The organism is Cupriavidus sp. IK-TO18 (assembly GCF_015549295.1).
GTDB classification, from domain to species: Bacteria; Pseudomonadota; Gammaproteobacteria; order Burkholderiales; family Burkholderiaceae; genus Cupriavidus; species Cupriavidus oxalaticus_A.
On the sequence record NZ_JADGMP010000009.1, the window covers coordinates 163,019 to 175,441 of the forward strand.

A 12,423-nucleotide genomic window follows, 5' to 3' on the forward strand; every position below is an offset into this window, starting at 1 on the left:
CGCCATGACGCTCTCGACTTTCCTGTTTATCGTTACCGGCGTGCTGCTCAACGCAGCCGCCCAACTGCTGCTCAAGGCCGGCGTCAACACCATCGGCGCGATCACGCTGGATCGCGGCACGCTGCTCGTCACGGCACTGCGCGTGCTGACCCAATGGCCGGTGCTGGCCGGCCTGACGCTGTACGTGGTCAGCGTCGGCGTGTGGATCGTGGGGCTGTCGCGCGTGGACGTGTCGGTCGCCTACCCGATGCTATCGCTCGGCTACGTGGTCAACGCGCTCGCCGCCTGGTGGCTGTTCGGCGAGATGATCGGTCCCTTGCGCGTGGCCGGCATCCTGCTGATACTGGCTGGCGTCTTCCTGATCGCCCGTTCGTGACCGGGCTGTCCTGGCTTGCCTGGCCTGGCTTGCCTGGCCGGACTTGCCTGCCTGACTTGCCGACCGGAACCGATTCTTCGCGGATTTTTTCGTTTTTTAGCCCATGACTGCTCCCGCTTCCGAGTTCCTGCCCTTTGTCCGGCCTGAAATCGATGCCGCCGCCATTGCCGATGTCGGCAGGGTGCTGGCGTCCGGCTGGATCACCTCCGGGCCGAAGATGCAGGCCTTCGAGGCCGCGCTGTCTGACCTGTTCGGCGGACGCCCGGTGCGCACCTTCGCCAACGGCTCGGCGACGATGGAAATCGCGCTGCGCATTGCGGATATCGGCCCTGGCGATGAAGTCATCACTACCCCGATCACCTGGGTCGCCACCGCCAACGTGGTGATCGCGGTCGGCGCGCGCCCGGTGTTCGTCGACATCGACCCGCGCACGCGCAACCTGGACCTGGACGCGGTCGAGGCGGCCATCACGCCGCGCACGCGCGCGATCATGCCGGTGTACCTGTCGGGCCTGCCGGTCGACATGGACCGCCTCTACGCCATCGCATCGAAGCATGGCCTGCGCGTGATCGAAGACGCCGCCCAGGCGATCGACTCGCGCTGGCGGGGCCAGCGCATCGGCGCGTTCGGCGACCTGGTCAGCTTCAGCTTCCAGGCCAACAAGAACATCACCACCATCGAGGGCGGCTGCCTGGTGATGAACACGCCGGAAGAAGCGGTGCGCGCCGAGCGCCTGCGGCTGCAGGGCGTGATCCGCACCGGCATGGACGGCATGGACGTGGAAGAACCCGGCGGCAAGTTCAACCTGACCGACGTCAATGCCGCCGTCGGCCTGGCCCAGCTCGAAAAGCTCGACACCATTACCGCACGCCGCGCCGAACTGGCCGAGGCCTACTTCCGCTGCGCCGCCGACCATGGCCTCGCCGGCCTGGGCATCGAGCTGCCGCAGCCGCTCGATGCCCAGGCCGCCACCACCAACTGGCACATGTTCCAGGTGGTGCTGCCGACCGAACGCCTGCAGGGCGGTCCGGCGCAGGCGCGCCGGCAGGTCATGGAAGCCCTGCGCGAGCGTGGCATCGGCACCGGCGTGCACTACCCGCCCATCCATCTTTTTACCTACTACCGCTCGCTCGGCTGGCGCGAGGGCATGCTGCCGCATGCCGAACGCATCGGGCGCGGCATCGTCACGCTGCCGCTGTTCCCCGCGATGCAAGCCGCCGACGTCGAGCGGGTCTGCGCAACCCTCAGCGAAACATGCAAACGTCTCTCCACATGAGCCCGGTCGAAGTCTCGGTAGTCATTCCGGTCTACAACGAAGAAGACGGGCTGCAAGCCCTGTTCGACCGCCTCTATCCGGCGCTGGATGGCCTCGGCGACTCTTACGAGATCATCTTCATCAACGACGGCAGCACCGACCGCTCTGCGGCGCTGCTGGCCACGCAGTTCCACAAGCGCCCGGACGTGACCCGGGTGGTGCTGTTCAACGGCAACTTCGGCCAGCATATGGCGATCCTGGCGGGCTTCGAGCATACCCGCGGCAGGATCGTGATCACCCTCGACGCCGACCTGCAGAACCCGCCGGAAGAAATCCCGCGCCTGGTCGAAGCGATGCGCGCCGGCCATGACTACGTCGGCACCATCCGCCGCCAGCGCAACGACACCGCATTCCGCCGCTACGCGTCGCGCGCGATGAACCGGCTGCGCGAGCGCATCACCAAGATCCGCATGACGGACCAGGGCTGCATGCTGCGCGCCTATGACCGCAACGTGATCGACACCATCAACGCGTGCCGCGAGGTCAACACCTTCATCCCCGCGCTGGCCTACACCTTCGCGTCGAATCCCATCGAGATCGAGGTCGGCCACGAGCAGCGCCATGCGGGTGAATCGAAATATTCGCTGTACCAGCTGATCCGCCTGAATTTCGACCTGGTGACCGGCTTCTCGATCGTGCCGCTGCAGTGGTTCTCGGCGATCGGCACGATCCTGTCGCTGTTCTCCGGCGTGCTGTTCGTGATGCTGCTGGTGCGCCGCTTTGTACTCGGCTCGGAAGTGCAGGGGGTGTTCACGCTGTTCGCCATGAACTTCTTCCTGATCGGCATCCTGCTGTTCGGCGTGGGCCTGCTGGGCGAGTACGTCGGCCGCATCTACCAGGAAGTGCGCGGCCGCCCGCGCTACCGCATCCAGGCGGTGCTGGAAAAGGCCGACCCGGCGCACGCCGCACTGGGCCGCAAGGGCCGGGAGCCATGATGCGCGCTGTCGTCTTCGGCTACCACAATGTCGGCGACCGCTGCCTGCGCGTGCTGCATGCGCGCGGCGTGGAAGTGGCGCTGGTCATCACGCACCGCGACCGTCCCGACGAGAACATCTGGTTCCGCCGTGTCGCGGACACCGCCGCGGAGCTGGGCCTTCCCTTTATCTACGGCGAGGATCCTGCCGATCCCGCGATCGCGCAGGCAGTGCGCGACGCGCGCCCGGACGTGATCTTTTCCTTCTACTACCGCGCGATGATTCCGGCGGCAGTGCTGGCGCTGGCTCCTGGCGGCGCCTTCAACATGCACGGCTCGCTGCTGCCGAAGTACCGCGGCCGCGTGCCGGTGAACTGGGCGGTGCTGCACGGCGAGACCGAAACCGGCGCAACGCTGCATGCAATGGAAGCGAGGCCGGATGCGGGCTATATCGTCGACCAGACCGCCGTGCCGATCCTGCCGGACGACACCGCCGGCGAAGTCTTCGAAAAGGTCACGGTGGCCGCCGAACAGACCCTGTGGCGCGCGTTGCCGGCGATGATCGCCGGGCAGACGCCGCAGCGGCCCAACCGGCTTGCGGAAGGCAGCTATTTCTCCGGGCGCAGGCCGGAAGACGGCCGCATCGACTGGAGCCAGCCGGCTGCGAGCGTCTACAACCTCATCCGCGCGGTCGCGCCGCCCTACCCCGGCGCATTCACCGAGGTGGCCGGACAGCGCTTTATCGTGGCGCGGGCGCGCCGCCTCCAGGCCGGCAGCGCACCCGCCGGCTTGCCGCCCGGCCTGCACGTGCAGGACGGCAGGCTGCTTGGCCTGTGCGGCGATGGCGGTGCGGTGCTCGTGACCGAATTGCTGGCGCATGACGGGGCGCTGGTCACGCCCGATACCTTTTCCCAGATTCTCAGAAAACAAACCAACGAGGAAAACCGATGAAAAAGGTCCTGATTCTCGGCGTCAACGGCTTCATCGGCCATCACCTGACGCGCCGCATCCTGGAAACCACGCCGTGGGAGGTCTACGGCATGGACATGAACACGGACCGCCTGGGCGACCTCGTCGATCACCCGCGCATGCACTTCTTCGAAGGTGACATCACCATCAACAAAGAGTGGATCGAGTACAACATCCGCAAGTGCGACGTGGTGCTGCCGCTGGTCGCCATCGCCACGCCGGCCACCTACGTGCGCCAGCCGCTGCGCGTGTTCGAGCTGGATTTCGAGGCCAACCTGCCGATCGTGCGCGCCGCGGTCAAGTACGGCAAGCACCTGGTGTTCCCGTCGACCTCGGAGGTCTACGGCATGTGCAGCGACGAGGAGTTCGACCCGGAAGCCTCGCCGCTGGTCTACGGCCCGATCAACAAGCCGCGCTGGATCTATGCCTGCTCCAAGCAACTGATGGACCGCGTGATCCACGCCTACGGCATGGAGCAAGGGCTGAACTACACGCTGTTCCGCCCCTTTAACTGGATCGGCGCGGGCCTGGACTCGATCTTCGAGTCGAAGGAAGGCTCGTCGCGCGTGGTGACGCAGTTCCTCGGCCATATCGTGCGCGGCGAGCCGATCAGGCTGGTCGACGGCGGCGCGCAGAAGCGCGCGTTCGCCGATATCTCGGACGGCATCGGCGCGCTGATGCGCATCATCGAGAACCCGAGCGGCATCGCCAGCGGCAAGATCTTCAATATCGGCAATCCGGCCAACATCCATTCGGTGCGCGAGCTGGCCGAGATGATGCTGAAGATGGCCGCGGACTACCCCGAATACGCCGAGGAGGCGCGCAAGACGCAGATCGTCGAAACCTCGTCGGGCGACTTCTACGGCAAGGGCTACCAGGACGTGCAGCACCGCGTGCCGAAGATCGACAACACCGTCGAAGAGCTGGGCTGGAAGCCCGAGGTCACGATGGAGCAGTCGCTGCGCCGCATCTTCGAGGCGTATCGCTGCAAGGTGGTCGAGGCCCGCACGCTGGTCGACTCGGCCAACTGAGCGCGCACCGCAGATGGCACGCATTGCCCTGAAGGTCGACGTCGACACGCTGCGCGGCACGCGCGAAGGCGTGCCGAAGCTGCTGTCGATGCTGGACGCCGCGCAGGCACAGGCCACCTTCCTGTTCAGCCTCGGGCCTGACCATACCGGCTGGGCGCTGCGGCGCGTCTTCCGGCCGGGCTTCCTGAAGAAGGTGTCGCGCACCTCGGTGGTATCCAACTATGGCTTGCGCACGCTGATGTACGGCGTGCTGCTGCCGGGCCCGGATATCGGGCGCAAGGGCGCGGCGGAAATGCGCGCGGCCCGCGCCGCCGGCCACGAGTGCGGCATCCACACCTGGGACCACGTCTACTGGCAGGACAACGTGCGCGAGCGCGATGCGGCCTGGACCCGGCGCCAGATGCAGCAGGCGTTTGCGCGCTACACCGAGGTCTTCGGCGAACCGCCGGCGACGCATGGCGCAGCGGGCTGGCAGATGAACGAGGATGCGTTCCGCCAGATCGACGACTGGGGCATGGCCTATGCGTCGGACGGGCGCGGCACGGCGCCCTATATCCCCACCATCGACGGCGTGCCGTGCCGGCACGTGCAGATGCCGACCACGCTGCCGACGCTGGACGAGCTGATCGGCACCGGCGGGCTGACCGAAGACAATGTCCATACTGCGCTGCTGAAGCTGACCGAAGGCGCGGGGGACCATGTCTTTACGCTGCATACCGAACTGGAAGGCGGCAAGCTGGCGCCGGTGTTCGAGCGGCTGCTGGCGGGATGGCGCGCGCAGGGGCACGAGCTGGTGTCGATGGCGGCGTGGTATCGCGGGCTGGAGCGCAGCGGGCTGCCACAGTTGCCGGTGACGTGGGGGGAGATTCCCGGGCGGAGCGGGGAATTGATTGTGCAGCCCGAAGTGTTATCGCGCTGAGCCGCAGCCAACGCCGTCTGAACCAGGCTCCCCTCTCCCGCAAGCGACGCAAGCGGGAGGGGAGCAAACCCGTGGCAATACTCAGTCCCTGCGGCTGGCTGCCCCCACGCGCAGCCCATTAAACACCACCAGCAGGCTCGCCCCCATATCGGCGAACACCGCCATCCACATCGTCCCCATCCCCATCACAGTCAGCGCCAGGAACACCGCCTTGATGCCCAGCGCCAGCGTGATGTTCTGCACCAGGATGCGCGAGGTGCGGCGCGACAGCCGGACGAACTCCGGAATCTTGCGCAGGTCGTCGTCCATCAGCGCCACGTCGGCGGTTTCGATGGCGGCGTCGGTGCCGGCCGCGCCCATGGCGAAGCCGATATCGGCGCGCGCCAGCGCCGGCGCATCGTTGATGCCATCGCCGACCATGCCGATGCGGCCGCCGCGCGCATGCGCGGCGTCGGCCAGCGCGGCGATGCCGTCGGCCTTGTCCTGCGGCAACTGGTTGCCGCGCGCCTCGTCGATGCCGACCTCGGCCGCGATGGCCTGCGCGGTATGCGGGTTGTCGCCCGACAGCATCAGCGTCTTCACGCCCAGCGCATGCAGTCCGGCGATCGCCTGCCGGCTGGTCTGGCGTACCGTGTCGGCCACCGCAAAGAGCGCCAGCGCGGTCGCGGCGCCGTTGCCTTCGACGCGCACCAGCAGCACCACGGTCTTGCCTTCGCGCTCGATCGCTTCCAGGCGTGCCTCCAGCGCCGGCGAGCAGGCGCCCAGGTCATGCACCAGCCGGTGATTGCCAAGCCGGTATTCCACGCCCTGCACCGTGCCACGCGTGCCGCTCCCCGCGAGCGCCTCGAAATCGTCCACCGGCAGCGTCGCAATGCCTTCGCCCGCCGCGGCGGCGGCCACCGCGCGCGACACCGGGTGGTCCGAGCGAGCGGCCAGGCTGGCGGCAATGGCGCGCACCTGCGGCGGCGCGTCGGCCAGCAGCGCATGGTCGGTTTGCACCGGCTTGCCGTGCGTGATCGTGCCGGTCTTGTCCAGCGCCACCCAGGCCAGGTGCCGGCCCTGCTCCAGGTAGACCCCGCCCTTGACCAGGATGCCCCGGCGCGCGGCCGCGGCCAGGCCGCTGACGATGGTCACCGGCGTGGAAATCACCAGCGCGCACGGGCAGGCGATCACCAGCAGCACCAGCGCCTTGTAGATCCAGTCGGCCCAGCCACCGCCAGCCAGCAGCGGCGGCACCACCGCCACCGCCACGGCAATGGCGAACACGGTGGGGGTGTAGATGCGCGCGAACTGGTCGACGAAGCGTTGCGTCGGCGCGCGGCTGCCCTGCGCGGCTTCCACCGCGTGGATGATGCGCGCCAGCGTGGAGTCGCCGGCGGGCGCGGTCACGGTGTATTCCAGCTCGCCCGACTGGTTGATCGAGCCGGCGAAAAGCGGATCGCCTTCGGCCTTGTCGACCGGCACGCTTTCACCGGTGATCGGTGCCTGGTCCAGCGCCGACTGGCCGCGCACGACCTTGCCGTCCAGCGCCACGCGCTCGCCGGGGCGCAGCCGCACCAGCGCGCCGACGGCGACGCTGGCCGCGGACACGGCTTCCCAGCTGCCGTCGTCGCGGCGCACCGTCGCCTGCTCCGGCGCCATCGCCATCAGCCCGCGGATGGCATTGCGGGCGCGGTCGAGCGACGCTGCCTCGATGCGCTCGGCCAGCGCGAACAGCACCATCACCATCGCCGCTTCGGGCCATTGCCGCAGCAGCAGCGCGCCGGTGACGGCGATGCTCATCAACGCATTGATATTCAGGTTGCCGTTGCGCAGCGCGATCCAGCCCTTGCGGTAGGTGGTGAGGCCACCCAGCGCCACCGCCGCCAGCGCCAGCGCGGCCGGCAGCCACGGCAGGCCGAGCGCCAGCCATTCGGTCGCTTCCGCGCCGACCGCGGCCACGCCGGCCAGCACCAGCGGCCACCACGGCTTGCGTGCGGTGGTCTCGGGCAGGACCTGCTGCGCGGCTTCGGCATCCAGCGGCACCGCCTGCATGCCGAGGCTGCGGATGGCCGCGACCACCGGCTCCGGCGACGGCAGCGTATGGTGGAGCGTCAGCACCCGCTGGATCAGGTTGAACTCCAGCGCCGCCACGCCCGCCATATTGCCCAGCTTGTTGCGGATCAGCGTTTCCTCGGTGGGGCAGTCCATCGCGTCGATGCGATAGGCGGCGGTGCGGGTTCCGGCCGGCACCTCGACGGGCGCGGCCGGCGTCAGCGCAATCGTTGACGAGCAGCCACCGCCACAGCAAGAGGGCGCCGCGGCGTCCGGGGCGGCCTGCGAATGTGCATGCCCGTGATTGTGGCCATGAGCATGGCCAGGACCGTGATCATGGACGTGATCGTGGGCATGTTCATGGCGGCGTCCGGAGTGATCGTGCCCCGGGCCGGCATGATCCCGGGGCAGTGCGTCTTCAGGTGACGTGCGAGCCATCTCTTGTTGTTCGCGTGGTTTGACCTGATGACATTGAAGACCCTGTAGCGGCTACAGAGTCAAGCAGGCTTCAAGCGGACCCTTAGTGCTCGCAATTGACCATCCACGACATGCCGAAGCGATCCACCAGCATGCCGAAGCCTTCGGCCCAGAACGTCTTCTGGTACGGCACCACCACCTGCCCGCCTTCGGCCAGTCCGTTGAAAATGCGCTCACCCTCTTCCTTGCCGACCGCGCCGACCGACAGGCTGAAGCCGCTGAAGGCCGGCCGCTCGCCCGGGCGGCCATCGGACGCCATCAGCTGGGTCTCGCCGAACTGGATATTGGCGTGCATCACCTTGTCCTTCCAGTCTTCCGGGATCTGCATGCCCTGGTCCGGCGGCGCCTCCTTGTAGCGCATCGCGAATGTCACCTGCGCGCCCAGCACCTTGCCGTAGAACGCCACGGCTTCGTCGAAGCGGCCGCCAAAATCCAGATAGGGTTGCACCTGCATGTCACTCTCCTTGTGGGTTGTGATCCTGGTTGCGTGTGGATGCGCCGGCCGGAGTTGCCTTGCCGGCACGCGCGCCATTATGCGCGCGTGCCGGGCACATGCAAGCGCAGCGGTCCGCTGCCGATCGCTTCAGGCCACCGTGGCGGGAGCCTGCGTCGCCGCGGCCGAGGTTTCGGCCGGGAATTGCAGCGAGAACACCGTTTCGCCGTCGGCGCTGCGCACGGTCACGCTGCCGCCGTGCAGCCGCATGATGGTGTCGACGATTGCCAGCCCGAGGCCGGTCGAAGTGGCCGAATTGCGGCGCGACGGGTCCGCGCGGTAGAAGCGGCCGAAGATATGCGGCAGGGTGTCCGGCGGGATCGCCGGTCCCGCGTTGCTGACGCGGATGCAGGTGTTGGCCGCCCCACCCGGCGCGGGAACGCGCGTGGCATCCAGCCGCACCGTGGTTCCCTCGGGCGCGTGGCGCAGCGCGTTGTCGAGCAGGTTGGTGACCGCGCGCCGCAGCAGCGCCTGGTCGGCCTGCACCAGCGCGTGTCCGCCAACCGCCAGCGTGACGTCGCGGTCGGCCGCGACCGCCTCGAAATACTCGGCCATCTTGTCGAGCTCTTCACGCGCATCCAGCGTGCGCACGCCCAGCGCCACCTGCGCATGGTCGGCGCGCGCGAGGAACAGCATGTTCTCGATCATGCGCGCCAGCCGTTCGTATTCTTCCAGGTTCGATTCGAGCAGCGCCTCGTATTCCGCCGCGCCGCGGCTTTGCGCCAGCGTTACCTGGGTCTGGCCGATCAGGTTGCTGATCGGGGTGCGGAAATCGTGCGCCAGGTCGGCCGAGAACTCGGACAGCCGCGAGAAGCTGTCCTGCAGCCGCGCCAGCATGTCGTTGAGCGCGGCCGCCAGTTCGCGCAGCTCGGCGGGCGCACTGCCCACATCGAGCCGCGTGGCAAGCCGGCTGGTGGTCACCGCGGCCGCGTCGGTTGCCATGCGCCGCAGCGGCTGCAGACCGCGCCGCGCCAGCACGAAACCGAGCCCGGCCGCCGCGGCCGCGCCGCACAGCGTCGCCCACAGCAACCGGTAGCGGTATTCGCGGATCAGCGCCACGCGGTAGCCGGCATCGCGCAGCACCACGATCTCGACGGCCTTGTCGGAATCCCCGAGCTGGCCGAGCGCGGCAATGCCGCGCGAAGGCACGCCGTTGCGCGGATACCAGGTCTGCAGCATGTCTTTCTCCGGCTGCATGCCGGCCGGCAGCACGCGCAGCGGCGGCACGGACTCGTTGCGCGGATTGAGCGTGACCAGCGGCTCGCCCTGGCGCGAGCGCACCACCAGGATCAGCCCCTCATGGCCCATGGCGATATCGGCGAACCGGTGCGTATCGGCGCGGATCTCAGCCTCGCTGCGCACTTCGCGCAGCAGGTGGCGCACCAGCAGCACTTCGCCGACCAGTTCGCTCTCGTCGCGGCCCTGCAGCTGCGCCGACAGCGCGCTGGACAGGTAGGCTGCCACGCTGACCAGGATCGCGGCCGTGGCCAGCCCGTACGCCAGCGCCAGCCGCGTGGTCAGGGACGACGGCAGCCGCATCATGCCGCGCCGGGCCCGAAGCCATCGCTGTCTTCGCCGTCATCCAGCACATAGCCCATGCCGCGCCGGGTATGGATCAGCTTGCGCGCAAACGGGTCGTCGACCTTGGCGCGCAGGCGCCGGATCGATACGTCGACCACATTGGTGTTGCTGTCGAAGTTGACGTCCCACACCTGCGACGCGATCAGCGAGCGCGACAGCACCTCGCCGCGGCGGCGCGCCAGCAGGTACAGCAGCGCAAACTCCTTGGAGGTCAGGTCGATCTTCTGGCCGGCGCGCACCACGCGACGGCGGATGGCATCGATCTGCAGGTCGGCCACTTCGATGAATTCGCTCTCGCGCAGCGGCCCGCGGCGCAGGATGGTGCGGATGCGCAGCACCAGCTCCGCGAAGGCGAACGGCTTGACCATGTAGTCGTCGGCGCCAAGCTCCAGGCCCTTGAGGCGGTCCGACAGCTCGTCACGCGCGGTCAGGAACAGCACGGGCGTGTCGCGCTCGCGGCGCAGCTCGCGCAGCACCTGCCAGCCGTCAAGGTTGGGCAGCATCACGTCCAGCACGATCAGGTCGTAGGGGTGCTCGCGCGCGTGGGCCAGGCCGTCGACACCGTCGCGCGCCAGGTCCACCACGAAGCCGGATTCGGTGAGGCCCTTGAGCAGGTAGTCGCCCGCCTTGGGTTCGTCCTCGACAATCAGGATACGCATGTGTCAGTCACTTTCCGGCGGCACCAGTGCCGCCATGGCGTAACGCTAGCCGAGGATGGCGGGAAATGGGCAAAGATTTCAGAAATGTCATGGCAAAGACGGCTTTCTGCGGGGAAATGCCAGTAAAATGCGCGGTGACCGCCGGCCCGGCCGATGGTTCCCCCCGCGCTCCGCGCGATTTCGATTACCTGTCCGCTTAGCCTTCGCCCGCCTTGATGAAACGCCTGCCGCGCCTGTCGAACTCCCTGCTGCTGTCGCTTGCACTGCTCGCGCCGGTATCCGGTGCCCTGGCGGCCGTGACGACCGTATGCAGCGCAGTGCAGGCCGCGGGGCTGTCGCTGCCGGAACGGCACGCAGCGGCCAAGATGGAAGCCGAAGCCGCACTGGGTGGCGGCAGCGAAGGCAGCTGCCGCGGCGCCGCCGTGCAGGTCATGGTGGAACCCGGCGGACAAGGCGTGCCGCTGCAACTGCAGGACGGGTCGCCGCAGCCGTCGGACGACGACACCGCAACGCTGCCGGGCCAACCTGCCGCCGCCGCGGGCGAACTGCCGGAACTGCCGCCCGAGGTGATGGCCCACTGGGCGCATGCGGCCCCGATGGCGACACCGGCGGTATTCAACGACCTGCTGCCCGACCTGCTGCCTTTTGCCTCGCGCTGCTGAAGCGCAACGCCGCGCCTGGCGGCGTTCCTGACTGCTACCCGCTTATTGCCGCAAGCCGCTGGCGCTGCGCGTGCGGCTTATTCGACGCGGAAGAACTCGATCGATTGCCCCGCATTGACCGCGCGCTGCAGCCAGTCGGGGTATTCGCCCTCGCCGTCCCAGCTTTGCCCCAGGGCATTGCGGTAGAGCGGACGCGGTGCGCCATTGGATTTGGCGCTGGCAACATCGGCGCCGGCCTCGGGCGCGGCCTTGCGTGAGGGTTCCACAGCGCGCGCCGGGACCTTGTCGAAGCATCCCGCGGCGACCAGGTCGTCAAGCGTCAGCGCATGACGGTCCATTTGCTCGTGGATCCACGCCACCGCAGCGAGTTTGGCTGAATCAGACTCGGACATGACTATCGTGAGAGGCCCGCTGCATTTCCGCGGGCAATGAGGACCGGCGATGGAACCGCAGGCCGGTCGGATAGCCATGATTCTACAGCCTTTGCCGGTGCTGCCGGCGTTTGCGCGCGACGGCGCGGCGCATTTCCTTGCATTTCCCTGCATTTGCCGTGCGCTTGCCGCGCAGGGCAAATGCTGCATGACGGCAATGTCATGTCGGCGTCATGCTGGCGTGGATGGCCAGTGCCTAGACTTCTCTCTACCGCCACCCGTACCGGGCTGGCACTCTTACGGAGAAGCATCCATGCAAGCACTCAGGCAAGTCTTTGTCGCCACCGCACTGGTTGCGGCCGCGGTCGGCACCGCGCAGGCAGCACCGCGCAGCGTCGATCCGTTCAGCGACGGCGCGCGCAGCGTCACCGGCACGCGCAGCTCGTTCACCGACGGCGCGCATACGGCCACCGGTACCCGCAGCAGCTTTACCGATGGCGCACACACCGCCACCGGCACCCGCAGCACCTTCACCGACGGCGCACACAACCCGAACGGTCCGCGCGACAGCTTCAGCGACGGCGCCTGACCTCGGCCGCCCGCCGCGCGGCCACCATTGTGCC

At 68.2% G+C, this 12,423-nt stretch carries 14 protein-coding genes; 9 read left to right on the forward strand and 5 right to left on the reverse strand.

Annotated elements, in window-relative coordinates:
- Nucleotides 1–4 precede the first annotated feature (4 nt).
- The 6 genes from IPF36_RS09310 to IPF36_RS09335 all read left to right on the forward strand — a co-directional run bounded on the left by IPF36_RS09310 (nt 5) and on the right by IPF36_RS09335 (nt 5,523).
- Nucleotides 5–376, forward strand: coding sequence for an EamA family transporter (locus tag IPF36_RS09310; protein WP_133094463.1), 372 nt, complete (start codon nt 5–7; stop codon nt 374–376).
- A gap of 103 nt (nt 377–479) precedes the next feature.
- On the forward strand, nt 480–1,652 hold the full coding sequence (locus IPF36_RS09315; RefSeq protein WP_133094462.1) for a DegT/DnrJ/EryC1/StrS aminotransferase family protein: 1,173 nt from the start codon (nt 480–482) through the stop codon (nt 1,650–1,652).
- Nucleotides 1,631–2,626 carry a glycosyltransferase gene (locus tag IPF36_RS09320; protein WP_133094461.1) on the forward strand — a complete coding sequence of 332 codons (996 nt, stop codon included), beginning with the start codon at nt 1,631–1,633 and terminating at the stop codon, nt 2,624–2,626. The genes IPF36_RS09315 and IPF36_RS09320 overlap by 22 nt, the downstream gene beginning before the upstream one ends.
- The gene (locus IPF36_RS09325; protein ID WP_195427875.1) at nt 2,626–3,555 is read left to right on the forward strand and encodes a formyltransferase; all 930 of its coding nucleotides are present in this window, start codon (nt 2,626–2,628) and stop codon (nt 3,553–3,555) included. The genes IPF36_RS09320 and IPF36_RS09325 overlap by 1 nt, the downstream gene beginning before the upstream one ends.
- Nucleotides 3,552–4,604, forward strand: a complete 1,053-nt coding sequence (locus IPF36_RS09330) for a bifunctional UDP-4-keto-pentose/UDP-xylose synthase (protein WP_133094460.1) — start codon at nt 3,552–3,554, stop codon at nt 4,602–4,604. Before IPF36_RS09325 ends, IPF36_RS09330 begins: the two co-directional genes overlap by 4 nt.
- A gap of 13 nt (nt 4,605–4,617) precedes the next feature.
- Nucleotides 4,618–5,523, forward strand: a complete 906-nt coding sequence (locus IPF36_RS09335) for a polysaccharide deacetylase family protein (protein WP_195427840.1) — start codon at nt 4,618–4,620, stop codon at nt 5,521–5,523.
- An 81-nt stretch (nt 5,524–5,604) separates the two neighbouring features.
- Here IPF36_RS09335 and IPF36_RS09340 read toward each other — a convergent pair whose 3' ends face one another.
- The gene (locus IPF36_RS09340) at nt 5,605–7,755 is read right to left on the reverse strand and encodes a heavy metal translocating P-type ATPase (RefSeq protein WP_368671132.1); all 2,151 of its coding nucleotides are present in this window, start codon (nt 7,753–7,755) and stop codon (nt 5,605–5,607) included.
- Nucleotides 7,756–7,851: 96 nt separating this feature from the next.
- Here IPF36_RS09340 and IPF36_RS34565 point away from each other — a divergent pair, with 96 nt between their 5' ends.
- Nucleotides 7,852–7,983, forward strand: coding sequence for a hypothetical protein (locus tag IPF36_RS34565; protein ID WP_255519733.1), 132 nt, complete (start codon nt 7,852–7,854; stop codon nt 7,981–7,983).
- A gap of 94 nt (nt 7,984–8,077) precedes the next feature.
- On the opposite strand, the gene IPF36_RS09345 is transcribed toward IPF36_RS34565, so the two are convergent.
- From IPF36_RS09345 to IPF36_RS09355, 3 genes are all read right to left on the reverse strand, one after another.
- A complete protein-coding gene (locus tag IPF36_RS09345) occupies nt 8,078–8,488 on the reverse strand; it encodes a VOC family protein (RefSeq protein WP_135702869.1) in 411 nt (136 codons plus the stop codon).
- A gap of 129 nt (nt 8,489–8,617) precedes the next feature.
- Nucleotides 8,618–10,069 carry a heavy metal sensor histidine kinase gene (locus tag IPF36_RS09350; protein WP_135702870.1) on the reverse strand — a complete coding sequence of 484 codons (1,452 nt, stop codon included), beginning with the start codon at nt 10,067–10,069 and terminating at the stop codon, nt 8,618–8,620.
- On the reverse strand, nt 10,066–10,767 hold the full coding sequence (locus IPF36_RS09355; protein WP_133094455.1) for a heavy metal response regulator transcription factor: 702 nt from the start codon (nt 10,765–10,767) through the stop codon (nt 10,066–10,068). The genes IPF36_RS09350 and IPF36_RS09355 overlap by 4 nt, the downstream gene beginning before the upstream one ends.
- A 215-nt stretch (nt 10,768–10,982) precedes the next feature.
- Between IPF36_RS09355 and IPF36_RS09360 the strand changes: the two genes are divergently transcribed.
- Nucleotides 10,983–11,429, forward strand: coding sequence for a hypothetical protein (locus IPF36_RS09360; protein ID WP_133094454.1), 447 nt, complete (start codon nt 10,983–10,985; stop codon nt 11,427–11,429).
- A gap of 77 nt (nt 11,430–11,506) precedes the next feature.
- Here IPF36_RS09360 and IPF36_RS09365 read toward each other — a convergent pair whose 3' ends face one another.
- Nucleotides 11,507–11,821: an H-NS family nucleoid-associated regulatory protein gene (locus IPF36_RS09365; protein WP_135702871.1), complete on the reverse strand. Its 315-nt coding sequence runs from the start codon at nt 11,819–11,821 to the stop codon at nt 11,507–11,509.
- Between the two features lie 292 nt (nt 11,822–12,113).
- Here IPF36_RS09365 and IPF36_RS09370 point away from each other — a divergent pair, with 292 nt between their 5' ends.
- Nucleotides 12,114–12,389, forward strand: a complete 276-nt coding sequence (locus IPF36_RS09370; RefSeq protein WP_133094452.1) for a hydroxyquinol 1,2-dioxygenase — start codon at nt 12,114–12,116, stop codon at nt 12,387–12,389.
- The last annotated feature ends 34 nt before the right edge of the window (nt 12,390–12,423 follow it).

Coding starts and splice junctions, on each gene's coding strand:
- IPF36_RS09345 (WP_135702869.1), bottom strand. CDS start 8,488: ATGCAGGTGCAACCCTATCTGGATTTTGGCGGCCGCTTCGACGAAGCC.
- IPF36_RS09315 (WP_133094462.1), top strand. CDS start 480: ATGACTGCTCCCGCTTCCGAGTTCCTGCCCTTTGTCCGGCCTGAAATC.
- IPF36_RS09365 (WP_135702871.1), bottom strand. CDS start 11,821: ATGTCCGAGTCTGATTCAGCCAAACTCGCTGCGGTGGCGTGGATCCAC.
- IPF36_RS34565 (WP_255519733.1), top strand. CDS start 7,852: ATGCCCGTGATTGTGGCCATGAGCATGGCCAGGACCGTGATCATGGAC.
- IPF36_RS09350 (WP_135702870.1), bottom strand. CDS start 10,069: ATGATGCGGCTGCCGTCGTCCCTGACCACGCGGCTGGCGCTGGCGTAC.
- IPF36_RS09355 (WP_133094455.1), bottom strand. CDS start 10,767: ATGCGTATCCTGATTGTCGAGGACGAACCCAAGGCGGGCGACTACCTG.
- IPF36_RS09310 (WP_133094463.1), top strand. CDS start 5: ATGACGCTCTCGACTTTCCTGTTTATCGTTACCGGCGTGCTGCTCAAC.
- IPF36_RS09325 (WP_195427875.1), top strand. CDS start 2,626: ATGCGCGCTGTCGTCTTCGGCTACCACAATGTCGGCGACCGCTGCCTG.
- IPF36_RS09330 (WP_133094460.1), top strand. CDS start 3,552: ATGAAAAAGGTCCTGATTCTCGGCGTCAACGGCTTCATCGGCCATCAC.
- IPF36_RS09320 (WP_133094461.1), top strand. CDS start 1,631: ATGCAAACGTCTCTCCACATGAGCCCGGTCGAAGTCTCGGTAGTCATT.
- IPF36_RS09370 (WP_133094452.1), top strand. CDS start 12,114: ATGCAAGCACTCAGGCAAGTCTTTGTCGCCACCGCACTGGTTGCGGCC.
- IPF36_RS09335 (WP_195427840.1), top strand. CDS start 4,618: ATGGCACGCATTGCCCTGAAGGTCGACGTCGACACGCTGCGCGGCACG.
- IPF36_RS09360 (WP_133094454.1), top strand. CDS start 10,983: ATGAAACGCCTGCCGCGCCTGTCGAACTCCCTGCTGCTGTCGCTTGCA.